This is a genomic window from Candidatus Palauibacter irciniicola, assembly GCF_965208695.1.
Classification (GTDB): Bacteria; Gemmatimonadota; Gemmatimonadetes; order Palauibacterales; family Palauibacteraceae; genus Palauibacter; species Palauibacter irciniicola.
On record NZ_OZ242352.1, the window covers coordinates 3,106,601 to 3,129,861 of the forward strand.

Annotated in this window: 18 protein-coding genes and 1 pseudogene; 15 read left to right on the forward strand and 4 right to left on the reverse strand. The window is 68.8% G+C overall.

Annotated features, from left to right (window positions below; translation table 11 throughout):
- The first annotated feature begins 3 nt into the window (after nt 1-3).
- The 5 genes from ACOGI9_RS13450 (at nt 4) to ACOGI9_RS13470 (ending at nt 6,408) form a co-directional block, all read left to right on the forward strand.
- Nucleotides 4-1,860: a Xaa-Pro dipeptidyl-peptidase gene (locus ACOGI9_RS13450; protein ID WP_419857625.1), complete on the forward strand. Its 1,857-nt coding sequence runs from the start codon at nt 4-6 to the stop codon at nt 1,858-1,860.
- Nucleotides 1,861-1,907: 47 nt separating this feature from the next.
- Nucleotides 1,908-3,104: a hypothetical protein gene (locus ACOGI9_RS13455; protein ID WP_419857626.1), complete on the forward strand. Its 1,197-nt coding sequence runs from the start codon at nt 1,908-1,910 to the stop codon at nt 3,102-3,104.
- Nucleotides 3,105-3,228: 124 nt separating this feature from the next.
- The gene (locus ACOGI9_RS13460) at nt 3,229-3,939 is read left to right on the forward strand and encodes a DUF305 domain-containing protein (RefSeq protein ID WP_419857627.1); all 711 of its coding nucleotides are present in this window, start codon (nt 3,229-3,231) and stop codon (nt 3,937-3,939) included.
- 33 nt (nt 3,940-3,972) lie between these two features.
- The gene (locus ACOGI9_RS13465; RefSeq protein WP_419857628.1) at nt 3,973-6,012 is read left to right on the forward strand and encodes an LVIVD repeat-containing protein; all 2,040 of its coding nucleotides are present in this window, start codon (nt 3,973-3,975) and stop codon (nt 6,010-6,012) included.
- A 33-nt stretch (nt 6,013-6,045) separates the two neighbouring features.
- Nucleotides 6,046-6,408 (forward strand): cupin domain-containing protein, encoded by a 363-nt coding sequence (locus ACOGI9_RS13470; protein ID WP_419857629.1) that lies wholly within the window; start codon nt 6,046-6,048, stop codon nt 6,406-6,408.
- On the opposite strand, the gene ACOGI9_RS13475 is transcribed toward ACOGI9_RS13470, so the two are convergent.
- Nucleotides 6,405-7,253, reverse strand: a complete 849-nt coding sequence (locus tag ACOGI9_RS13475; RefSeq protein ID WP_419857630.1) for a DNA-methyltransferase — start codon at nt 7,251-7,253, stop codon at nt 6,405-6,407. The two genes, ACOGI9_RS13470 and ACOGI9_RS13475, sit on opposite strands and share 4 nt — an antisense overlap.
- Before the next feature lie 268 nt (nt 7,254-7,521).
- Here ACOGI9_RS13475 and ACOGI9_RS13480 point away from each other — a divergent pair, with 268 nt between their 5' ends.
- The 5 genes from ACOGI9_RS13480 to ACOGI9_RS13500 all read left to right on the forward strand — a co-directional run bounded on the left by ACOGI9_RS13480 (nt 7,522) and on the right by ACOGI9_RS13500 (nt 13,283).
- Nucleotides 7,522-8,784, forward strand: coding sequence for a dicarboxylate/amino acid:cation symporter (locus ACOGI9_RS13480; RefSeq protein WP_419857631.1), 1,263 nt, complete (start codon nt 7,522-7,524; stop codon nt 8,782-8,784).
- A gap of 252 nt (nt 8,785-9,036) precedes the next feature.
- Nucleotides 9,037-10,365: an amidohydrolase family protein gene (locus tag ACOGI9_RS13485; protein ID WP_419857632.1), complete on the forward strand. Its 1,329-nt coding sequence runs from the start codon at nt 9,037-9,039 to the stop codon at nt 10,363-10,365.
- Nucleotides 10,366-10,378: 13 nt separating this feature from the next.
- A complete protein-coding gene (locus ACOGI9_RS13490; protein ID WP_419857633.1) occupies nt 10,379-12,046 on the forward strand; it encodes an amidohydrolase family protein in 1,668 nt (555 codons plus the stop codon).
- Nucleotides 12,043-12,597: a peptide-methionine (S)-S-oxide reductase MsrA gene (gene msrA / locus ACOGI9_RS13495; RefSeq protein ID WP_419857634.1), complete on the forward strand. Its 555-nt coding sequence runs from the start codon at nt 12,043-12,045 to the stop codon at nt 12,595-12,597. The genes ACOGI9_RS13490 and msrA overlap by 4 nt, the downstream gene beginning before the upstream one ends.
- 350 nt (nt 12,598-12,947) lie before the next feature.
- On the forward strand, nt 12,948-13,283 hold the full coding sequence (locus ACOGI9_RS13500; RefSeq protein ID WP_419857635.1) for a hypothetical protein: 336 nt from the start codon (nt 12,948-12,950) through the stop codon (nt 13,281-13,283).
- Between the two features lie 58 nt (nt 13,284-13,341).
- On the opposite strand, the gene ACOGI9_RS13505 is transcribed toward ACOGI9_RS13500, so the two are convergent.
- A complete protein-coding gene (locus ACOGI9_RS13505; RefSeq protein WP_419857636.1) occupies nt 13,342-13,494 on the reverse strand; it encodes a hypothetical protein in 153 nt (50 codons plus the stop codon).
- Nucleotides 13,495-13,697: 203 nt separating this feature from the next.
- On the opposite strand from ACOGI9_RS13505, the gene ACOGI9_RS13510 reads away from it, so the two are divergent.
- Nucleotides 13,698-14,501 (forward strand): cytochrome P450, encoded by an 804-nt coding sequence (locus ACOGI9_RS13510; protein ID WP_419857637.1) that lies wholly within the window; start codon nt 13,698-13,700, stop codon nt 14,499-14,501.
- A gap of 4 nt (nt 14,502-14,505) precedes the next feature.
- On the opposite strand, the gene ACOGI9_RS13515 is transcribed toward ACOGI9_RS13510, so the two are convergent.
- A complete protein-coding gene (locus ACOGI9_RS13515) occupies nt 14,506-15,618 on the reverse strand; it encodes a serine hydrolase domain-containing protein (protein WP_419857638.1) in 1,113 nt (370 codons plus the stop codon).
- Nucleotides 15,619-15,740: 122 nt separating this feature from the next.
- Between ACOGI9_RS13515 and ACOGI9_RS13520 the strand changes: the two genes are divergently transcribed.
- Nucleotides 15,741-17,921 (forward strand): S9 family peptidase, encoded by a 2,181-nt coding sequence (locus tag ACOGI9_RS13520; protein ID WP_419857639.1) that lies wholly within the window; start codon nt 15,741-15,743, stop codon nt 17,919-17,921.
- 423 nt (nt 17,922-18,344) lie between these two features.
- Here the strand turns inward: ACOGI9_RS13520 and ACOGI9_RS13525 are convergent.
- A pseudogene (locus ACOGI9_RS13525) lies at nt 18,345-18,905 on the reverse strand (polysaccharide deacetylase family protein); the annotation flags it as partial.
- A gap of 199 nt (nt 18,906-19,104) precedes the next feature.
- On the opposite strand from ACOGI9_RS13525, the gene pckA reads away from it, so the two are divergent.
- Genes pckA through ACOGI9_RS13540 form a run of 3 tightly spaced genes read left to right on the forward strand, consistent with a single transcriptional unit; the run spans nt 19,105 to nt 23,254 of the window.
- The gene (pckA, locus tag ACOGI9_RS13530) at nt 19,105-20,682 is read left to right on the forward strand and encodes a phosphoenolpyruvate carboxykinase (ATP) (RefSeq protein WP_419857640.1); all 1,578 of its coding nucleotides are present in this window, start codon (nt 19,105-19,107) and stop codon (nt 20,680-20,682) included.
- A 12-nt stretch (nt 20,683-20,694) separates the two neighbouring features.
- Nucleotides 20,695-22,329 (forward strand): tetratricopeptide repeat protein, encoded by a 1,635-nt coding sequence (locus ACOGI9_RS13535; protein WP_419857641.1) that lies wholly within the window; start codon nt 20,695-20,697, stop codon nt 22,327-22,329.
- Between the two features lie 43 nt (nt 22,330-22,372).
- The gene (locus ACOGI9_RS13540) at nt 22,373-23,254 is read left to right on the forward strand and encodes a PPK2 family polyphosphate kinase (protein ID WP_419857642.1); all 882 of its coding nucleotides are present in this window, start codon (nt 22,373-22,375) and stop codon (nt 23,252-23,254) included.
- Nucleotides 23,255-23,261 lie beyond the last annotated feature (7 nt).

A 23,261-nucleotide genomic window follows, 5' to 3' on the forward strand; every position in this document is an offset into this window, starting at 1 on the left:
CCCATGAATTCATCGCGCTTCGCCACGCCCGCCGCGGCCCTTCTCGCGCTCATCCTGCATCCGGCGTCGGTCGCCGCGCAGGCCGGGCTCGTCATCGAGGACGGGCAGGCGCAGATCGTGCCCGCTTTCGCGGATTCGTCCGCCTGGATCCGGCATGAGCTGTGGGTCGAGACCGAGTTCGACTCCGATGGCGACGGCCGGCCCGACCGCGTGCACCTGGATGTGACGCGTCCGGCGCAGACCGACGGCGAGGGACTGCGGGTGCCGGTCATCTACGAGACCAGCCCCTACTACTCGGGCGTCGCCGGCATCGACTTCGCGCACTTCTGGGACCTGCGCCAGGAGGTGGGTGGCGAGGCCACGCCGCGCGATCCGTTCCCGGCCACGATCGAGCATATCCCGAACCAGCCGCGGATCTCGAACTCGCACGTCGCGACCTGGGTGCCGCGGGGGTTCGCGGTGGTCCACTCGCAGTCGCCCGGGACAGGCCAGTCGCAGGGCTGCCCGACCGTCGGCGGCGCCAACGAATCGCTGGCGCCCAAGGCGGTCATCGACTGGCTCAACGGCCGGGCGCGCGGCTTCACGAGCGTAGACGGGGCTGAGGAAGTCGAGGCCTACTGGGCGACCGGAAGGGTCGGGATGACGGGTACCTCCTACAACGGGACGCTCCCCCTCGCCGCCGCCACGACGGGCGTGGAGGGGCTCGAGGCGATCATCCCCATCGCGCCGAACACGTCCTACTACCACTACTACCGCTCCAACGGGCTGGTGCGGTCGCCGGGCGGCTATCCCGGAGAGGACGTCGACGTCCTGTTCGACTTCATCTTCAGCGGCTTCCCCGAGGTCCGCGACTACTGCCTCGCCAACGTGCGCGACGAGATGACGGCGCGGCTGGACCGCGTCACGGGCGACTACAACGACTTCTGGGCGGGCCGCGACTACCTGAACCACATCGACGGCGTGCGGGCGGCAACCCTCATGAGCCACGCCTTCAACGACTGGAACGTCATGCCCGTGCACAGCCACCGCATCTCGATGGCGCTTGGGGAGCGGGGCGTGCCGCTGCAGATCTACTACCACCAGGGCGGGCACGGCGGGGCGCCGCCGCTCGAACTCATGAACCGGTGGTTCACCCGCTACGTGGTCGGCGTCGAGAACGGCGTCGAGGGAGACCCGGCGGCGTGGATCGTGCGGGAAGGAGACAACCGCTCCGAGCCCACGCCCTACGCGAGCTATCCGCACCACGAGGCCGACGCCGTGACGCTCCGGCCCGCCGGTGACGGACACTGGACCGGTACGCTCTCCCTCGACGATGCGGACGCCGGCACCGGTGCGATCATCGACAACTTCACGTTCACCGGCGATCAGTTGGCTGCGGCGGAGTGGTCGAACCACCGTCTGCTGTACGCCACGCCGGAACTGCGCGAGGACGTCCATCTGTCGGGCGTGGCGACTGTCCGCGTGCGAATGTCGGCCGACGCGCCCGCGGCCAACCTGTCCGTGTGGCTGGTGTCGCTGCCGTGGACGGAGAGCGGGGAGATCAACGACAACATCATCACCAAGGGCTGGGCCGACCCCGCCAACGCGGGCGCCGAGGACATCGCTTCGCCCCGCGCCGGCACACCCCTCACGCCGGGGGAGTTCGTCGACCTCGAGTTCGCGCTCCAGCCCGACGACCAGGTCATCCCGGCCGGAGCCCGCATCGGATTGATGATCTTCTCCAGCGACAAGTTCTTCACGCTGCACCCCGACCCCGGCACGACCTTGACCGTCGACCTCGGAGAAACCCGCATCGCGCTGCCCGTCGTGGGCGGCGCCGCAGCCCTGCGCCGCGCCCTGGGCGTCCCCGCGTCCCAGTAACGGCGCGCGGAGAAAACCCTCGGGCCGCTTACCGCATCCAAGGAGGCATGAGCAGACTCTTCTTCGCAGGACTCCTCTGCTGCGCGACCATCGCGTGCGGCGATTCCCGCTCCGAGGCGGCCGGTCAGGCCGGGAGCACGGTTCAGGTCACCGATTCGGCGGGCGTCACGAACATCTCTCTGGGTCGAGTGGAGGAACTGTCGGCGCCCGAGCTGGAGGCGAACCTCGTTTTCTCCACCCGGAATCTCGGGGTCGAACTGTTTTGGGTCGGCGATGCCCTCCTCCTCGGTAGCGGCGGCCTCGCGCTCGCCAACACCGGTTCGGGCGAGGTGCTGCTCTTCTCCGGCGACGGTTCGCCGGCGGGCCAGGTGGGCGGGCAGGGCGAGGGGCCGGGCGAGTTCAGCGAGATCACGACCCTCCTCGCAACGGACTCGGGGTTCCTGGCCTACGATGCGCGGCTGGCCCGTCTCAACGAGTTCTCGGAGAACGGGGAGTTCCTCACGTCGTCACCCCTCTCCGCCCAGAGCGCCATCGTGAGCCTGAAGCCGCTGGCGAGAGACGCCGCGGGGAACATGCTCGCCGTCCTGGGAGAACAGCGGTACTTCCTGCCCGAGGGGATGAAGAGGGACACGACCCCCCTGCTGTCGTTCAAGGATCTTGAGACCGACCCGGACACACTGGGCGTGTTGCCCGCCACGGAGTGGAGCTATGGCGGCATCCCCGGTGGCGGGTTCACCCGCACCGAACCCGCGTTCGGGCGGGACATCATCGCCCGCGGATTCAGGGACCGGGCCCTGATCGGCGACACCGACGCGTTGAGCCTCTCCGTGCACGCGGCGGACGGGAGTCTGACGCGTCGGATCCGTGGCTCGGCTGGCGGGTGGGCCGTTACGGCCGAAGAAATCGGGACGTGGAGAGCGGGGCGGCTCGCACGCAGGGGTCCGGACGCTCCCGACTGGTACATGGATTTCGTCGAGAACGCACCCTACCGGGAGACGCACCCCGCCTTCCACTCGGCCGTCCTGGGTCCCGACGAGATGGTCTGGATCGGGCTTGTGACCCGCCCCGGCGAGGAGACCCGCCGCTGGCTCATCCTCGGCCCCGACGGACCGCCGCGGGGATGGCTGGATCTTCCCGCGGAAGCGAGCGTGCTGGCCATCGATGCCGACCGCTTCGTACTCCTCCAGCGCGATGCCCTGGACGAGGAGGAGGTCGGGCTCTACCGCTACGACCGGGGCCCGTAGCCGCCCGCCTCCCTCCGCCGCGAAACCGTACAGGATTGTATTCGTACGCCTGATTCGGTATGCCTGTTCGGCAGATTTCATGCCGGACAGCCCCTCGGTAACGGACGTCACCACGCGGCGAAGCATGAGGACCCACCACACAACGCACGTCACGCGCACCATCCGCGTTGCACTCTTCGGCCTGCTCGCGGTCGTGCAGGCGTGTGCCAGCGCGGGGTCCGGCGGCCGTCCATCCGAGACACCGACTCGCCCGAACGCGGTTCGCCCGGATGCCGCGCGCGTGGCCGAACTCGAGGCGATTTACCGGGCGCGCGCGGACGCCGCCCTCGAGGGCGCGCACGAGGCGGACATCCGCTTCATGACCCACATGATTCCGCACCACGCGCAGGCGCTGGTCATGGCGGGCTTCGCTCCCGACGCCGGCGCGAGTCCCTCGATCCGGACACTGTGCGCGAGGATCATCAACGCGCAGACCGATGAGATCGCGGTCATGAGCCGCTGGCTCTCCGACCGCGGCCTCCCCGTGCCCGACACCGGAGACATGCGGGGCCACGGGGAAGGGGCCATGCTCATGGCCGGGATGCTGACCCGCGAACAGCTCGCGGAACTCGAAGCCGCGCGCGGCCCCGACTTCGACCGCCTCTTCCTCCGGTACATGATCCAGCACCACCAGGGCGCCGTCACGATGGTCCGGGAGTTGTTCGCCACCGATGGCGCGGCGCAGGACGACTTCATCTTCAAACTGGCCTCCGACATTCACGTCGATCAGGCCACCGAGATCGCCCGCATGGAGCTGATGCTCGAGGCGCTCGCCGCGCCGGAGCCGGGCGGCTGATTCGTGCAGTTCAACCCAATCGAAGGATCCGACATGTCCGCTGTGACGAAGGAACGCAACGACACCCGATTCGCCCCGCGCCTCGCGACGCTGCTCGCCGGCGTGATCGTCCTCGGGGGGCTGACCGCCTGCTCCTCCTACCGGTCGACGCCGGCCGGCATGGCGGCCGCACCCGCCACCCCGGCCGCTGCGCCCACGGGGCTTCAGGTCAATCCGCCGTCACCGGACCCGCGCGTCGGTCTGGCGCCGGGCATGTTCGATGCGGGCGAGGCGATCTGGAACCTCAACCTCGTGTCCACCACGCCTCCGCCGGACCCGTTCGTGGGCACCTCGAACTCCGATCTCGCCTTCACCGGCCCCTACGCGATCCAGGGCAACTACGACGGCATTCAGATCTGGGACATCTCGGATCCGGCGAATCCCGTCTCGGTCGTGACGTACGTCTGTCCCGCCTCGCAGAGCGACGTCTCCGTCTACGAGCACCTTCTGTTCGTGTCCGGCGAGGGGTTCGGCGGGCGGCTGGACTGTGGTGGGCAGGGCGTAGAGGAGGCCGTGAGCCACGACCGGCTCCGCGGCATCCGCATCTTCGATATCTCCGACATCACCGCGCCGGAATACGTCGCCAACGTGCAGACCTGCCGCGGCTCTCACACGCACACCGTTCTTGAGCATCCCGGGGATGATGAGAACGTCTACATCTACGTCTCCGGCTCAGCCCCGGTGCGGCCGGCCGAGGAACTCGCCGGCTGCTCCGGCGCGCCACCGGATGAGGATCCGAACACCGCCCTCTTCCGCCTCGAGGTCATCCGCGTGCCGCTGGCGGACCCCGCGAGCGCTACCGTCGTGAGTTCGCCCCGCATTTTCGAGGATCTGGTTGCGCCTCCGCGCCACGGCCCGTCCCCCGCGGACATCGCCGCCCTCGAGGAGGCCCGGGCGCGCGGCGCCTTCATCATCGAGGTAGAGGGCCAGGAGTTGGTGCTGCCCGAGCAGGCCGTCCAGGGAATGCTGGGACAGATCGTGGCCCAGCGTGGAGGCGAGGGCCCGCCCACCGCGGCCGACAGCGCGGCACTGCGGCAGACGTTGCCCATGATCGTGGCGCAGATGGCGGGACCCCAGGGAGATGGGGACGGCCCCGAACCCGGCCCGACGCAGTGTCACGACATCACGGTCTATCCGGCCATCGGTCTGGCCGGCGGGGCGTGCGAGGGGTACGGCATGCTCCTCGACATCTCTGATCCGGAGAACCCGAGACGCCTCTCCGCGGTGGCCGATTCCAACTTCTCCTACTGGCACTCGGCCACGTTCAACAACGACGGCACCGCCATCCTGTTCACGGACGAGTGGGGCGGCGGCGGCCAGCCGAAGTGCCGGGCCTCCGACCCGATGGAGTGGGGCGCGAACGCGATCTTCACCATCGAGGGCACGGAGATGGAGTTCCAGAGCTACTTCAAGCTCTCCGCCCCGCAGACGCCCGAGGAGAACTGCGTGGCCCACAACGGATCGCTGATCCCGATCCCCGGCCGCGACATCATGATCCAGGGCTGGTACCAGGGCGGGATCTCGCTCATCGACTGGACCGACCCGACGGACCCCGTCGAGATCGCCTATTTCGACCGCGGTCCGGTGGACGGCAGCCAGATGCAGATGGGCGGCAGTTGGTCCGTCTACTGGTACAACGGCGTCATCGTCAACTCCGAAATCGCCCGGGGGCTCGACATCCTCGAACTCGTCCCGAGCACGGCGCTCACGCGGAACGAGATCGACGCGGCGAACTCCGTCCAGTTGACGCACCTGAACTCGCAGGGTCAGCCCATCTTCGAGTGGCCCGCGACGTTCGCGCTCGCGAGGGCCTACCTGGACCAGTTGGAGCGGCACGGCGGGCTCTCTCGCGACAGGATCGGCGCGATTCGGGCCGAACTCGCCGGAGCCGAGGGGATGTCGGGCTCCGGACGCGCCGGTGCGCTGCGGTCGTTGGCCGATGCGGTAGGCAGTGACGCTTCCGGGGCGGGAGACGCCGCGAAGGTCCGCATGCTGGCCGAAGCCGTCCGGTCCCTCGCGAACGCGGGGATGTAGGGGCTCCCGGGTCGTCCGCAGCCCGTCCCGGGGATGCCCACGCTGATCGAAGCCCCGGCCGTCATCGAGGCGGCCGGGAACCAACCCAAGCGGATCGAGGAGTACGCCGGCCGCGTCCGGACGGGACACGACAGCGTCAGCGTGGCGCGCATGGTCGCGCCGTCCGGCTGGGTCGAGCCCGGTCAGCGCCCCGAGTTCGAGGAGATCACCGTCGTGCTGAGGGGATCACTGCGCGTAGAGCACGAGGGCGGCGTCATCGACGTGAACGCCGGCCAGGCGATCATCACCCACCCCGGCGAATGGGTTCGCTACAGCACCCCCGGCCCGGACGGCGCCGAGTACATCGCCGTCTGCCTCCCCGCCTTCTCCCCCGACACCGCCCACCGCGACCCCTAGGAGGCGAAGCCCTCCCAGCGCACGTCCGGTACGTCACGGAATCTCGTCGCCATCACCTCGAGCGCTTCCGGGTTGTCGTCGACGAGGAGGAAGTCCCGGCCCAGTTCGTGGGCGGCCATGCCGGTCGTGCCGCTGCCGGCGAAGAAGTCGAGCACGAGGTCGCCGGGGTTCGAGGAGGCCGTGATGATGCGGCGGAGGATGCCGAGCGGCTTCTGGGTCGGGTAGCCCGTCCGCTCGGCGCCGGTCGTGGGGACGATCGTGTGCCACCACGTGTCCGTGGGCAGCTTGCCGCGCGCGGCCTTCTCGGGCCCCACCAGGCCGGGCGCCATGTACGGGATGCGCTCGATCTCGTCCACGTTGAAGACGTAGTTGGACAGATCCTTAACGTAGAACAGGATGTTGTCGTGCTTGGCCGGCCACCGCGTCTTCGGTCGCGCGCCGTAGTCGTACGCCCAGATGATCTCGTTCAGGAGATGCTCCGGGCCGAACAGGTCATCCAGGAAGAGTCGGCAGTGGTGCACTTCCCGGTAGTCGACGTGGAGATAGAACGACCCGTGCGGGGCAAGAACGCGATACGCCTCGGTCAGCCGCGGCGCTAGGAACGCGAGGTAATCGTCGAACCGGTCGTGGAACCGCCGCGTCCCGACGACCGTCGTCTCATAGCGTTCGCCCTGGAAGCCCGTCCGGTCGCCTTCTTCACCCGGTGATGAGCGTCGAGTTTGAATCCGGGTTCGCCGCTGCGTGCGGCCGGTGTTGAAGGGTGGGTCGATGTAGATGAGATCCGCGTGGCCGTCCGGCATGCCCCGGAGCGCGTCGAGGTTGTCCGCAAGCATGATCGTGGGCATCGCATCTCCCGGGGGGTGAGGCCCGCGCGCGGTGGTGGGGGTCGGGACTCCCGAAGCTAGTGTAGTGTCGCAGAAATCTGCGAGTCACCGAGCGTGCCGGGCGGCTCAACGCGGCGAACGAAGTGACGCCCATTGCCGGCTCGCCGTCTGGATACCACGATCAACGCCCGTTGGATCGTTCGCTCGAATCGCGGCCTGACCGCCTCTGGGTCGGGTCGCTCACAACGCTGGACACGCGCCGCGCGGCGGCGCCGCACCGGAGACGCCAATGGAATACGATCCCACTCTCCCCTGGTACCGACGCCTTCACTGGCAGGTGCTGGCCGCCATGGGCCTGGGTCTGCTCACCGGCTGGGCCTTCGGGGCGCCGGCGGCGGCGAACATCGGCTGGATCGGCGAGCTGTTCATGAAGCTGCTCCGGATGATCATCGTGCCGCTCGTGCTCACCTCGATCGTGTCCGGAGTCGCCTCGGTGGGCGGGGGGAGGGCGATCGGCCGCCTGTTCAGCAAGACGATGGGCTACTACGTCGTCTCCAGCATGCTGGCGGCGCTGACCGGATTGCTGATGGTGAACCTCATCCGGCCGGGCGTGAACGCCGACATGGGCGCCGCGGCGCAGCAGGATGTGCCCGAACTCGACACGCCTGACTCTCCCGTCGATCTCATCCTCGACATCGTGCCGGACAACTTCATCGCGGCCGCCTCCGCCGGCGACATGCTGGCGATCATCTTCTTCTGCATCGTTTTCGGCGCCGCGATCACGGGACTGCCGGAGAAGCCCCGCGTGGTCGTCACCGACATCTTCAACGCCTTCTTCCAGGCGATGATGGCGCTCACGTCGGGGATCATAAAGTTCCTCCCCATCGGCGTCTTCGCGCTCATCACGCGCATGGTCGGGGAGACCGGCTTCGACCGCTTCGCCGCGCTCGCCAAGTACTTCGCGACGATCGGGTCGGGGCTCACGATCCACCTGTTCATCACGATGCCGCTGCTTCTCATCCTCCTGGGCCGGATCAAGCCGCTGGTCCACTTCGCGAACCTGAGGGAGCCGCTCCTGACGGCGTTCTCGACGAGTTCGTCGGGCGCCACCCTCCCGGTCACGATCAAGACGCTGCGCGAGAAGGTCGGCGTGTCGAACAAGGTCTCGTCGTTCGTGCTCCCGATGGGCGCCACCGTGAACATGGACGGCACGGCGATCTTCGAGTGCGCCGGCGCCCTCTTCATCGCGCAGGTGCTCGGGGTCGACCTCACCATCGGCCAGCAGGCGATCGTCGTCCTGACGGCGCTCCTCGCCTCGATCGGGGCGGCGGCGGTGCCCTCGGCCGGCGTGGTCGTGATCTTCATCGTGCTGAACGCGATCGGCCTCGGCGACAACCCGGAGGCGATCACGATCGTGGGCGCGATGCTCGCCATCGACCGGCCGCTCGACATGTACCGCACCGCGGTCAACGTGTTCAGCGACTCATGCGGCGCCGCGATCATCGCCCGCTCCGAAGGGGAGGAGGGCGTAGACACCGAGGTCCGCCACTGACGGGGCGTGTCTCGCTGACGACGGCGCGGGGGATCGGGCACGACGCGTAGCAACGCCAAAGGGGGTCGGCATGCCCGATCGCAGGGAGTTTCTGAGTCTGGCCGGCATCGGCGGCGGCGGTGCGCTGCTTGGAGCCTGCGCGGGCGGCGAAGCGGGATTCGCTTCGGCCCGTGCGGGGAGCGAGGGGTTGGACCCGACCGCTCGCGCGCTCCTCGAGCGGGATTCGCTTCGGCCCGTGCGGGGAGCGAGGGGTTGGACCCGACCGCTCGCGAACTGCGCGAGATCCCCATCGACGACACGCACTGCCACCCGATCACCTTCGACGACGCGCAGACGGATCCCGACGCGTTCATCGAGCGGCTGGCGCTCTCCGCCTTCCCCATGGGCCGCTACTTCCCGGCCGGCGTCTACGGGCGCTGGCAGGCGGGCGATGCCTCGGAACGCGCCACCCTCGACGCCGAGTTCGATGTCGCCGCCACGCGGGCCCGCGTCCTCGAGCAGGCCGGCGACACCGTCTTCCTCCGCTACCTCGTGAAGGAACTCGCCGGCTTCCTCGACTGCGAGGCGACCTTCGAGGCCGTGATCGAGGCCCGGAACGAGAGGGGCCGGGACTACGCGAGTTATCTGGGCGCCCTGTTCGCCGACGCGAACATCGAGAACGCGATGGTCGACATGGGCTACCGGGAGGGGATGGACCAGGCGGGCATCGACCGCTTCAAGGACGCGATCGCCCCGTCGCGCGGCCGCCACATCCTGCGCGTGGACACGATCCTCGTGGGTCTCATGCGCGAGGATCTCGACCTCGGGATCGACGAGATCGAGACCGGGATGATGGCCGAGATCGAGGCGGGACTCGACGGCGACGGCAACCTCGGCGCCCCCTCCTACGGGATGAAGTCCTACCTGCTCCCGCGCCTGGGGCTCCTCAAGCCGCACTTCGATCGAGAGGCGGCCCGCCGCTCATGGGACGCGTTCCGGGCACGGCGCGCGCGCGGCGAGGTCCCGGCGTCCGACACCCGGGACCGCGACGACTACTGGCAGTTGCAGGGCGAAGCGCTGATCTACCTCCACTCGCTCGCGCTCGAGGCGTGTCTGGAGCGCGACATGCCGATGCAGTTCCACGCCGGCGACGGCGAGGCCCCGCGCGGGATCATGCGGAACCAGGATCCCTTCCTCATGGAGGAGATGGTCCGCTTCGAGCGCGGCGGAGTGATGCGCATGCCGCAGGTCATCCTCATCCACGCCGGCTATCCCCTGATCGGGCAGGCCGCATGGCTCACCCACCTCTACGCGAACTGCCACTTCGAACTGTCGCTCGCCGCGCCCCTCATCCACCACGGCATGCTGCGCATGTTCCTCGAGGTGATGGAGGTCGTGCCCCTCTCCAAGATCCTGTTCGGGAGCGACGCCTATCACCTGCCCGAGTTCTACTGGCTCGCGGCCAAGTGGGGCCGGCGCTTCCTCGCCCAGGCGCTCGGGATCTACGTCGACGCCGGCATCCTGACCCGCGACGAGGCCGTGGCGGCCGCGCGCATGATCCTGCACGAAAACAACCGCCGCCTCTACCATCTCGATGACTGACCTCGGAGGACCCATGAAGACGACCGGCCGCGCGATTCGAAGCGCTCTCACCGCGCTCTCGGCGCTGATCCTTCTGGCCGCGGCGGCGGAAGCCGTGCAGCCGATGCAGATGATCGGGGCTCCGGACCGGGGCCCGGGCGAGGGCGAGGGACCGTACGACCGGCTCATCATCCGCGGCGCCACCGTGATCGACGGCACCGGCGCGCCGCCCATCGGGCCGATGGACATCGTCATCGAGGGGAACCGCATCGTGGACGTCGTCGGCGTGGGCGTCCCGCAGCGGCCCATCGACGAGGCGCGGCGCCCCGGGCTCACCGTGGAGGGCAACCCCGACGCCGTCGTGCACGAGATCGACGCCACGGGCATGTACGTCCTGCCGGGGTTCGTCGACCTCCACCTGCACACCGGCGGCGTCCCCAAGGCGCCGGAGGCGGAGTACACGTACAAGCTGTGGATGTCGCACGGGATCACGACCGGCCGCGGCGTCGCCTTCGGCCCCCACGACTGGTCGATCCGGGAGAAGGCGCGGAGCGCGGCGAACGAGATCGTGGCGCCCCGCATGTGGGTCTATCCCTTCACGGGAGCGGGCGGAGAGGGATGGAGCGGCCGCCTGATCGACACCCCGGAGGACGCGCGCGACTGGGTCCGTTACGTGAAGGAGTCGGGCGGCGACGGGCTCAAGCTCAACTCGTTCCGCCCGGAGATCATGGAGGCGCTCCTCGACGAGGCGGCCCAGCTCGGCCTCGGGAGCACGGCCCACCTCGGCCAGATGGGCGTCGCGCAGATGAACGCGCTCGACGCCGCGCGCCTCGGCCTCGGCACCGTCACGCACTTCTACGGGCTGTTCGAGGCGCTGTACAAGGACTACGACGTCCAGCCGTGGCCCCCGGAGATGAACTACAACGACGAGCAGCACCGTTTCGGGCAGGTGCCCATGCAGTGGAACCTGATCCACGAGCGCGGGGGCCCGGAGTGGAACGCCTTCCTCGAGGAGATGCTCGCGCTCGACGTGACCCTCGACCCCACGATGACCGCCTACCAGGCGAGCTGGGACGTGGACGACCAGATGTACGCGCCGTGGCACGAGACCTACACGCTGCCGACGCTGTGGGAGTTCTACGAGGCGAACCGCGAGGACCACGGCTCGTACTACTTCGACTGGACGACGTGGGAGGAGGTCGCGTGGCGCGACTTCCTCGAGGTGTGGCACGACCTGCTCAACGACTACAAGAACATGGGCGGCCGCGTCACCGCGAGCTCGGACGCCGGCTACATCTACAACCTCATGGGCTTCTCCACGATCCAGGAGATGGAACTTCTGCAGCACGCCGGGTTCCATCCGCTGGAGGTGATCCGCGCCGCGACCATGCACGCGGCCGAGACGCTGTTCAAGCCGACGGGCCGGCCGATCGAGTTCGGCGTCGTGCGGCGCGGCCTGCTGGCGGACCTCGTGATCGTGGACGAGAACCCGATCCAGAACCTGAAGGTCCTGTACGGCACGGGCGCGCGGCGCCTGAACGACGAGACGGGCGAGGTCGAGACCGTCGGCGGCATCCTGTACACGATCAAGGACGGCATCGTCTACGACGCGAAGCGCCTCCTCGCCGACGTGGCCGAGATGGTCGAGGAACAGAAGCGCGCCACGACCACCACTACCGACTACGGAGATTCGAATAGATGAGTGAGAGAGCCGAGACGGCGACGCTGGGCGGGGGGTGCTTCTGGTGCCTCGAGGCCGTGTATCAGCTTCTGGAAGGCGTGCACGGCGTGAAGTCCGGGTACGCCGGAGGGCATGTCCAGAATCCGACCTACCAGCAGGTGTGCACGGGGCGCACCGGGCACGCGGAAGTCGTGCGGGTCACCTTCGATCCGGATGCAGTCTCGTTCGACGATCTGCTGGATGTGTTCTTCACGATCCACGATCCCACGACGCTGAACCGGCAGGGCGCGGATGTGGGAACGCAGTACCGCTCGGCGATCTTCCACGAGAGCGAAGCGCAGAAGGACACGGCCGAGCGGAAGATTGCCGAGATCACGGCCGCGGGGATCTGGCAGGATCCCATCGTGACGGAGGTCACACCGCTGGAGACGTTCTACCCGGCCGAGGCGTATCACGACGACTACCTGAATCGGAATCCGACCCAGCCGTACTGCCAGGCGGTCGTCGCGCCGAAGGTGGCGAAGTTCCGCCGCCAGCACCTGCAGCGCCTGAAGCGTGGAGCGGGCGTCTGACCGAGGCCCCTGCGCTTCCTGAGCGGCGCAGGTCTTCGGGGCGGGTCGCCGGGTGACGACGCCGGCGCACGCCGCACTCAGCCTCATCGTGTTGGGCCGGTCCGAGCGCAACGCGCTGCCGGTCGCGCTCGGGGCCGTCGCCCCGGATCTCCCGATGCTCGTCTTCTACCTGTGGGAGCGGCTCGCGCGCGGCGTGTCGGAGGGCCGGATCTGGTCGGAGCGCTACTTCGACCCCGGCTGGCAGGTCGTGTTCGACATCCCGAGTTCGATCCCCCTTCTCGTGCTCGCCCTCGGCATCCTCCTCGTGCTCATCGGCCGGCGCTCGACCGCCGGTCCATCCGCCCGCCGGAGTGGCCGCCGCGCCGCGGCCGGCGAGGCTCACCGCATGGGCCCTGTTCGTCGCGAGCATGATCCTCCACGCGCTCGGCGACCTGCCGCTGCACCGGGAGGACGCGCACCGCCACTTCTTCCCGTTCAGCGACTGGCGCTTCACCAGCCCGGTGTCGTACTGGGACCCGGACCACTACGGGGGGTACGCGGCCATCGGCGAAGTGCTCCTCGTGCTGGCCGTCTCCGTCTTCCTCTTCCGGGCCTACCGCGGCCGGGGCCGCTGGATCGTCGCCGGAGTGGCCGGCGTCTACGCGCTCTTCGTCGGCTTCGCCGTACTGATGTGGTCCGGACTGTGACGGCCGATCGGTTCCCGCTCGGGGCGCGGGTCCGTCTCGCGGATCTCGCGGTCGATCCCTACCCGATCTTCGCCGCGCTGCGGGAGGCGGAGCCCGTCACCTGGGTGCCGGAGATCGAGCGCTGGTTCCTCACGCGGCGCGACGACATCCTCGCCGTGCTCCGGGACCCCGACCTCTTCACGACGGATGCGCCCTCGACGATCCGCGACATGTTCGGCGTCCACATGATGACGACGGAGGGTCCGACGCAGATCCGCTACAAGCGGAAGTGTCTGCCCCCGTTCCACGCGTCCCGAATGAAGACGGCTTCGCTGCCCCCCTTGGTGGCGGAGGTCGAGCGCCGGGTGGAGGCGATGCGGTCAGCGGCCGAGACCGGCTGGGGGCGGACGGGCCGGTCGATGGCAGGCCGGCGAGGTGCGGACGGGCGTGGCGCGGCCGGTCGCCCTCCACTCGGTGCTGTCCGTGCTCGGCATCCCGCTGGCCGAGACGGAGCGCGTGAACGAGTGGTACGAACACTTTGCCCGCGCGCTGGCGAACTTCGCGGGCGATCCGGAGCTGCGCGCGGCGGGAAAGGGGGCGGCCGACGCGTTCGGGCGGACGCTCGCACCGATCCTCGAGGAACTCGAACGGGAGCCGGACGGCAGCCTCCTCTCCGACCTCGCGTGCGACCACGTCGACCCGCTCACGGCGGAGGAGATCCGCTCCAACGCGCTCATCATCCTCTTCGGCGGGATCGAGACGACCGAATCGATGATCGCGAACGCGGTGTGGGCCCTTCTCTCGCACCCCGAACAACTGCCGGCGGCGCGCGCGAGCGAAGCCGCCCTGGAGCTGGCGATCGAGGAGACGCTGCGCTGGGAACCCGCCGTGCAGTCGGCCGCCCGCCACGCGACCCGCGACACCGAGATCCGCGGCGTCCCCATCGCGGAGGGCGAGGTCGTGCATTGCATGCTGGGCGCGGCGAACCGGGATCCCGCGCACTTCGAGCACCCCGACCGCTTCGACGCGACCCGCCGGAACGCCGGCGACCACCTGTCGTTCGCCGTGGGCCGCCACTTCTGCCTCGGCGCCCCGCTCGCCCGCCTCGAGACGCGCGTCGTGCTCGAAACGCTATGGACCCGCTGCCCGGGACTCCGCCTCGACCCGGACCGCCCCGCCGCCCCGCGTGGCTACGAGTTCCGGAAGCCGCCGACCCTGTGGGTGAAGTGGAGGGTCTGAACCGTCAGCAGTCGGCGCCGCAGTGGGCCGCGACGAGGCGGGTGAGGATGCCCATGTAATCGCTCCACGGCGTCTGGGCGTCGGGCACCGTCTTGTGCGCGACGACCATGCCCACCGACGGGATGACCGTGATGAACTGGCCGTAGGCGCCCCGGCCGCTGTACGCCCCCTCGAATCCCTCCGGCACTGCGGGGCCGTCCCACACCCACCACATGTACCCGTAGCCGAACTCGCCGCCGCGCAGCCCCTCCGGATTCATCTCCTCGGAGGGCGTGACAAGGCTCGTGATGCGTTCGGCCCACCCGTCGGGAAGGATCCGCTCGTCTTCCCACATTCCGTCCCGCAGCATCACATATCCGATCCGGGCCATGTCCCGCGTGGAGAGGACCATGTGATAGGCGAGATTCCGGGAGCGCGTGGCGTCCCCCGACTTGCGGTGGATCGACCGGTCCCAGTCCTCGAACCCCAGCGGCACCGCGAGATCGGTCTCCAGCGCGTCGTAGATGTTGCGGCCCGTGAGCTGCTCGAAAACGGCCCCGGACGCGTTGAAATCCCAGTTGCTGTACAGGTAGTACGTACCGGGTTCCTGCGAACCTCGCGCCGGCGCGTCCGCGAGGTTGTCCCCCGCGTTCGAAGCCGGGTGGTAAACCCCCGACCGGGCGGTGACGAGGTCGAGGACCCGGGCGCGCTTTTCGATCGGGAGCAGCCCCTGCACGTCGTCCATACCGAGGTCGTCGAGAGTGAGTTCGAGATCGATCGTCCCGTCCTCCACGTAGTTCCCGTACAGCATGGCGAGGATGCTCTTCCGCACCGAGGCGAGATAGCTGAGCGAGTCGACCGGCCCATGCTCGAACAGCACCCGTCCCCCGACCACGGCCATCACGGCGGAGGTATTGATCCCCTCCACGTAGGGATGGATCGCATCCAGCGCCTCGCCCGAGAATCCGGCGCCGGCCGGATCCGCGATCCGCTCCCACGACGCCCCCGGATAGACCGTCTCGGCCGCGCGCTCCGCGACGGGCGCCGGAGCGCACGCGAACCCCGTCGCGAGCGCCAGCACCAGCGCCGCCCGTGCGACGCACCCTTTGACGCGATTCTCATGTCTCACGATCATCATGTCCCGGTTTCCGTCCTTGAGAACTGGAAAGAGAAAAACAGTGAAACGCGCGCAGCACCGCCGCCAGTGTAACGGCTACAAACGCGGGCGATCAGGATCCGAGTGAAGCGAAGGAGTCGTCGATGTCGCGAGCGAAGGCCGCATGCCATGACCGTTTCCCCCTCATCGCGGCGCTGCTCGCCGTGAGCGTCCAGGCCGCCGGCTGCACCGGGGAGGGTGCCGACCCCGCCGCCGAATCCCCGGCCGACGCCGGGGTCGCGCCACCCGTCGCGCGCGTGATCCCGGAGCAGCTGGAGACGCACGGGCACACGCGGGTCGACAACTACTACTGGCTCAACCAGCGCGACAACCCCGAGGTCATCTCGTATCTCGAGGCGGAGAACGGCTACACGGACGCGCTGATGGCCCACACCGAGGGTCTCCAGGCGGAGTTGTTCGAGGAGATCAAGGGCCGGATCCAGCAGACCGACCTCTCCGTGCCCGTGCGAGAGGGCGACTTCTTCTACTACACGCGCACCGAAGAGGGGCGGGACTACCCGATCCATGCCCGGAAGCGCGGCTCGCTGGACGCGGAGGAGGAAGTCATCCTCGACGTCAACCCGCTCGCCGAGGGCCACGACTACTACGCCGCTTTCCCCGCGGTCAGCTCCAACGGCGACCTGATGGCGTGGGCCGAGGACACCCGCGGGCGCCGCATCTACACCATCCGGATCCGGAACCTCGACACCGGAGAGGACTACCCGGAGTCGATCGAAGGCGCGTCCGGCAACATGGTGTGGGCCGAGGACAACCGGACGCTCTTCTACGCGCGGCGCGATCCCGGCACGCTGCGTTCGTACCAGATCTACCGGCACCGGATCGGCACGGACCCTGCGGACGACGTGCTCGTGTACCAGGAGGACGACGAGGAGTTCAGCAGCGGCATCCGCAAGACGAAGTCGAAGCAATACCTCGTCATCTCCTCCTCCCACACCCTGATGGACGAGCACCGCTTCCTCGACGCGACGAACCCCGAGGGCGACTTCACCCTCTTCCTTCCGCGCGAGCGCGGGCACGAGCACCGCTTCGACCACTTCGGGGACCACTTCTACATCCGGACGAACCTCGACGGTGCCGAGAACTTCAAGCTCATGCGCACCCCCGTCGACGCGACGGCGACGGACAACTGGGAGACGGTCATCCCGCACCGGGGCGACGTCTTCCTGCAGGGGTTCGAGCTGTTCCGGAACTACCTCGTCCTCTCGGAGCGCGCGGGAGGGCTCACCCGCCTGCGCGTCCGCGCGTGGGAGGGAGACGAGCACCAGATCGCGTTCGACGAGCCGGCCTACCTGGCCTCGCTGTCGGCCAACCCCGAGATGGACACGAACATCCTTCGCTACGGGTACACGTCGCTCTCCGCGCCGCGCTCCGTCTACGACTACGACATGTCCACCCGCGAGCGCACGCTGCTCAAGGAGGACGAAGTGCTCGGCGGCTATGACCGCGCGGACTACGTGGTGGAGCGGCTGCACGCCCCCGCCCGCGACGGCGCCGTGGAAGTGCCGGTGTCCCTCGTTTACCGGCGCGGCCTCGAGAAGGACGGCGACAACCCGCTCCTTCTCTACGCCTACGGCTCATACGGCGCGAGCATGGAGCCCACCTTCTCCTCCACCCGCCTCAGTCTCCTCGACCGCGGCTTCGTCTACGCGATCGCCCATATCCGGGGCGGACAGGAGCTGGGCCGCGCGTGGTACGAGGACGGGAAGATGTTCAACAAGAAGAACACCTTCACCGACTACGTGGACGTGGCGGACTACCTCATCGCGGAAGGCTACACGAGCGCCGAGAAGCTCTTCGCCCGGGGCGGGAGCGCCGGCGGCCTGCTCATGGGGGCGGTGGTGAACATGCGGCCGGAACTGTTCCGCGGCGTGGTCGCGCACGTGCCGTTCGTCGACGTCGTGACGACGATGCTGGACGAGTCGATCCCGCTCACGACCTTCGAGTGGGACGAGTGGGGCAACCCGGCGGACCTCGAATCGTACCGCTACATGCTCTCCTACTCGCCCTACGATCAGGTGGAGGCGAAGGACTACCCCAACCTGCTCGTCACGACGGGGCTCCACGACTCCCAGGTCCAGTACTGGGAGCCCGCGAAGTGGGTGGCGAAGCTGCGCGCGACGAAGACGGACGAGAACCGCCTGCTCCTCAAGACGCACATGGACGCCGGCCACGGCGGCGGCTCGGGCCGCGACCGGGCGTACGAGGAACTCGCCTTCGAGTTCGCCTTCATCCTCGACCTGCTGGAGGAGACCGCCCCGCGCTAAGGGCATGCCCGCCCGGGCGCGGACCCACTCGACGGCTTCGCGGTGCGTGCCGAACCAGACGCCGGGCTTGGTCCGCATGTGCTCGATGAGTTCGCGCAGGATCACGATCCGTGAGCGGTGTCCGATGTAGTGCGGGTGCATGGTGAGGAGGAACATCGTCCCTTCCTCGTAGGCCACGTCGAACTCGTCCTTGTACACCTCCAGCACTTCCCGCGGGTTCGAGTAGCGGTCCCCGAGCGGGTTGAAGAGCGGCGCGTCGTCCAGGATCCAGTCCACCGGGAGTTCGACGAGTCCCGTGGGCTCGCCGTTCTGGTTGATCTCGTAGGGACGGTCGTCCGCCATCAGCGAGGAGTCGTACAGGAAGTCCATCTCGAGCAGCAGGTCGAGCGTCGAGTCGCTGAAGTTCCACGACGGCGCGCGGTAGCCGACGGGGCGTTCGCCCATGAGTTCCGTCAGCCGCTCCACGGCCATGCGCAGCAGGCGTTCCTCCTCGTCGCGCGGGAGGGTCGCGTTGCGCTCGTGGATCCAGCCGTGGACGCCGATCTCGTGGCGCCCCGACGCCTGGATCATGTCGATCTGGTGCGGCGCGAGGGTGAAGCTGAGCGCGGGGCCGAAGAACGAGGCCGCGATCCCGTACTCGTCGAGCAGGTCGATGATGCGGCCGAGGGCGACGCGCGAGCCGTATTCCCCCTGCGACAGGCCGCCCACGTTCGTGTCGCCGTTCCGCAGCCAGACCGTCTCGTTGTCGACGTCGAAGGAGAGCAGCACGGCCACCCGGCCGCCGTCCGGCCACGAATCCGGGTTCAGGTCGCGCCCCGCGCGTACCCGGTTGACGGCCTCGAACACGCGCGCCTCGGACCAGCGCCACGGCGGGTCGTCCGCTTCCTGAGCCGCGTTTGCCGCCGCTGGAATCGCGGCCGCCGCCGCGCCGAAAAGGATGACGGCGAGTCCGACAGAGATCGAAGATCGTATCCGGCCGGTCATGAGGGTTCCCCCGTTTCGGTAGTCATCTCAAGTCTGAAGGCTTATTTTAACAGATTGTTCGTGAATCGGACGGTCGGCGCCGATTCCGTTCGGCGCTGAGAGCCTGTCCCCGATTCTTGGGCTCGTCGCCGTGGTGTCGGCCCTCCCCTGAGTATGGCGACGACGACACATGACGACTACAACGGCCGAAATCGGCACCATGGACCTCAGCGCCCACGGGATCAGCGTCACCCGCATCAAACGCAATCCCTCCGTGGGGGACATCTACGCCGATGCACTGAGCGGACGCGAGCCCGGCGCGATCAAGGCGGCGAACGGAGCCCTCGTGGCGTTCTCCGGCGCCAAGACCGGCCGCTCCCCGAACGACAAGCACGTGGTGCGCGATCCGGAGACCGAGCGGGACGTCTGGTGGGGTCCGGTCAACTTCCCCCTCGAGCGCGACAGCTTCCTGCGGAACCGGGCTCGCGTGCGCGCTTTCCTGAACGCGCAGGATCTCCTCTACGTCATCGACGGCTTCGCGGGGTGGGACCCGGAGTACCGCCTCAACGTCCGGATCATCTGCAACCGCCCGTACCACGCCCTCTTCATGCACAACATGCTCATCCGCCCCACGCCCGCGGAACTGGCGGAGTTCGGCGAGCCCGACTTCGTCGTCTACAACGCGGGCCAGGAGGCGGCGGACCCGTCGGTGGAGGGCGTCACCTCGCCGACGAGCGTCGATCTCTCCTTCGGCGACAACGAGGCCTGCATCCTCGGGACCGAGTACGCGGGGGAGATGAAGAAGGGCGTGTTCACGATCATGAACTACCTCATGCCGAAGCGGGACGTGCTCTCGATGCACTGCTCGGCGACGACCGACCCGACGACCGGGGCCTCGTCGCTCCTCTTCGGCCTCTCGGGGACGGGGAAGACGACGCTCTCGGCCGACCCGCACCGGCGGCTCATCGGCGACGACGAGCACTGCTGGACCGACGCGGGGATCTTCAACATCGAGGGCGGCTGCTACGCGAAGACGATCGACCTCTCCGAGGAGAAGGAGCCCGACATCTACCGGGCCCTCCGCTACGGCGCGGTGCTGGAGAACGTCGTGCTGCGGGACGACGGAAGCGTGGACTGGTCCGATTCGTCGATCACGCAGAACACCCGCGGCAGCTATCCGATCGAGTTCATCGACAACGCGCAGGTGCCGTGCGTGGCGGGTCATCCCACGGACGTGATCTTCCTGACGGCGGACGCGTTCGGCGTGCTGCCGCCGGTGAGCCGGTTGACGCCCGAGCAGGCCATGTACCACTTCATCAGCGGGTACACGGCGAAGGTCGCGGGCACGGAGGTCGGCGTCACCGATCCGGTGGCGACGTTCTCGCCCTGCTTCGGGGGTCCGTTCCTCGTGTGGCACCCGGCGAAGTACGCGCGCCTGCTCGCGGACCGCATGCACGAGCACGGCGTGAAGGTGTGGCTCGTGAACACGGGCTGGAGCGGCGGGCCGTTCGGCGTCGGCGCGCGGATCGACCTGCCGCACACGCGCCGGATGGTCGACGCCATCCACGCGGGCGAACTCGGCGACGCGCCGACGGAGCCGGACCCGGTGTTCGGGGTCCACGTCGTGACGGACGTGCCGGGCGTACCCGGCGAGATTCTGCGGCCGCGCGCGACGTGGCCGGATCCCGCGGCGTACGACGAGAAGGCCGCGCACCTGGCTCGGCTCTTCAGGGAGAACTTCAGGGAATACGAGGACGACTGTCCGCCGGACGTGTGTGCGGCGGGCCCCGTGATCTAGAGGAGAAGCGCGATGCGGCGACGCGATCTGATGTTGGTGGTGGGTCTGGCGGTGGCGGTGGCCGGGTGTACGAGCGGGCAGCGCGAGGCGCCACGGATGGCGGGCGCCTCCATGGCCGGCGCCGCGCAGGCCGGCAACGGCGACGGGGACTCCACGCCGCTCTACGGCAATCTCGGTCCGCACAATCGGCCGATCACCACGCAGTCGGAGAAGGCGCAGGCCTATTTCGACGAGGGCCTGCTGTTCATGTACGCCTTCGGCACCTCGATCGCCGAGGAGTCGTTCCGCGCCTCGCAAGCGGCAGATCCCGAGTGCGCCTCATGCTACTGGGGCGAGGCGTGGTCGCTGGCCCCGTACCTGAACGGCGGCATGTCGCCCGGCAACGAGCGCTCGGCCCACGCCGCCATGCAGAAGGCGCGGGAGCACAAGTCGCGCGCGACCGAGGTCGAGCAGGCGCTGATCGACGCCTTCGCCGTACGCTTCGAGGCCGATCCGGAGCGCTCCCGGCGCCGCATGCTCGACACGCTGTACGCGCGGGAGATGGACAAGGTCGCGGCGCGCTACCCCGACGACCTCGACGTGCTCACGCTGCAGGCCGAAGCCTGGATGCTGCTGCGGCCCCGGCGCGGGGATGTGGATCTCGAGGCGAAGGATGTGAAGAAGATCCGCCCCATCCTCGAGACCGTCCTGGCGCGGGATATCCGTCACCCCGGCGCCTGTCACCTCTACATCCACCTCGTGGAGGCCTCCGAGGATCCCGGCCTCGCCGAGGCGTGTTCGGACCACCTCGGAGACCAGATCGCGGTGAGCCACATCCACCACATGCCGACGCACATCTACATGAACATCGGCCGCTGGGGCGACGCGGTGCGCGGCAACCAGCAGGCGTGGCACGCGGACCAGAAGGCCGCGCACGGCGGGCCTCCCGGCGTCTATCCCTCGCACAACCTGCACATGCTGCTCAACGCCGCCGTGATGGACGGGCAGAGCGCCGTCGCGATCCAGGCGGCGAAGGACCTGTCCGGACACCGCGGCCCGTGGGCGGCCTACATCCCGCTCACCTACGCCGCGTTCGGCCGCTGGAGCGAGATCCTGGCGGGCGACGGTCCGACGTCGGACGAGCCCATGGAAGTCGTCGCGTGGAGCTTCTCGCGCGGCCTGGCCTACCTCCGGATGGGGCACGTCGACGTGGCGCAGGACCACCTGGATGAGATCGACGAGGCGCTCGAAGACGCGGATCCCTCCGCCACCTTCCGCTACAGCCCGCTCGCGGATGTCGTCGCGCTGCCGCGCTCGATCCTCGCCGGAGAGATCCTCAACGCGCAGGGGAAGGTGGAGGACGCCGTCGCGGTGCTGAAGCACGGGATCGAGAAGGAGGACGGACTCATCTACTCGGAGCCGCGGGCGTGGCACATGCCGGTCCGCCATACGCTCGGTGCGATCCTGCTCGAAAACGACCGGGCCGCCGAGGCGGAGAAGGTGTACCGCGGAGCGCTCGAGGATCTGCCCAATCAGGGCTGGGCGTACTTCGGGCTCGCGCAGGCGCTGGATGCGCAGAAGAAGACGGCACAGGCGCAGGAAGCCCGACGGGAGTTCGACCGTTACTGGGTCCGCGCCGACACCTGGCTGCGCAGCTCGAGGTTCTGACGCCGCCGCGAACGGCTTCCGCGCGCGACCGGGCCGACAGCCCATGATCGACTTCTCGCCGCCCGAGAGTCCGTTCCGGGTCAGCTACGACGGCGACTTCGACATCTCCCGGGCGGTGACGGCGCCACCGCCCGACGCGCCGCCCGACGCCGCGATCAAGAAGGAGTTGAAGCGCACCGTGCGCGAGATCTCGCGGCTCCAGCGGCGTCTCCACGCGCACCGCCACTACGCCGTGCTGCTGGTCTTCCAGGCGATGGACGCGGCCGGCAAGGACTCGACGCTGCGGGCGGTCATGACGGGCGTGAACCCCGCCGGCTTCCGGATCAACGCCTTCGAGGCGCCGTCCAACGAGGAGGCGAGGCACGACTTCCTGTGGCGCACGACGCGCCGGCTACCGGAGAAGGGCCGCATCGGGATCTTCAACCGGAGCTACTACGAGGAAGTGCTCATCGTGCGGGTCCATCCCGAGTTCCTCGACCGGCAGAAGCTCCCGCGGAAACTGCCGATCATGGAACGCTGCGAGGAGCGCTACGAGTCGATCCGCGACCACGAGTTGCACCTGGCGCGGAACGGGACCGTGATCCTGAAGTTCTGGCTCAACATCTCGAAAGACGAGCAGGCCCGCCGCTTCCTGCGCCGCATCGACCGCCCCGACAAGAACTGGAAGTTCAACCGCGCCGACATCGAGGAACGGCAGCACTGGGACGACTACATGGCCGCGTACGAGGACGCGATCAACGCGACCGCCCGCCCGTGGGCGCCGTGGTACGCGATCCCCGCCGACTCGAAGCCCTGGATGCGGCTCCTCGTCGCCCGGCTGGTGCGCGACCAGCTCGCCACCCTCGACCTCACGCACCCCGCGCTACCCGAAGACGAACGCGCCGAACTCCAACAATACCGCACCCACCTCACCGCCGAACTCTGATCGCAAT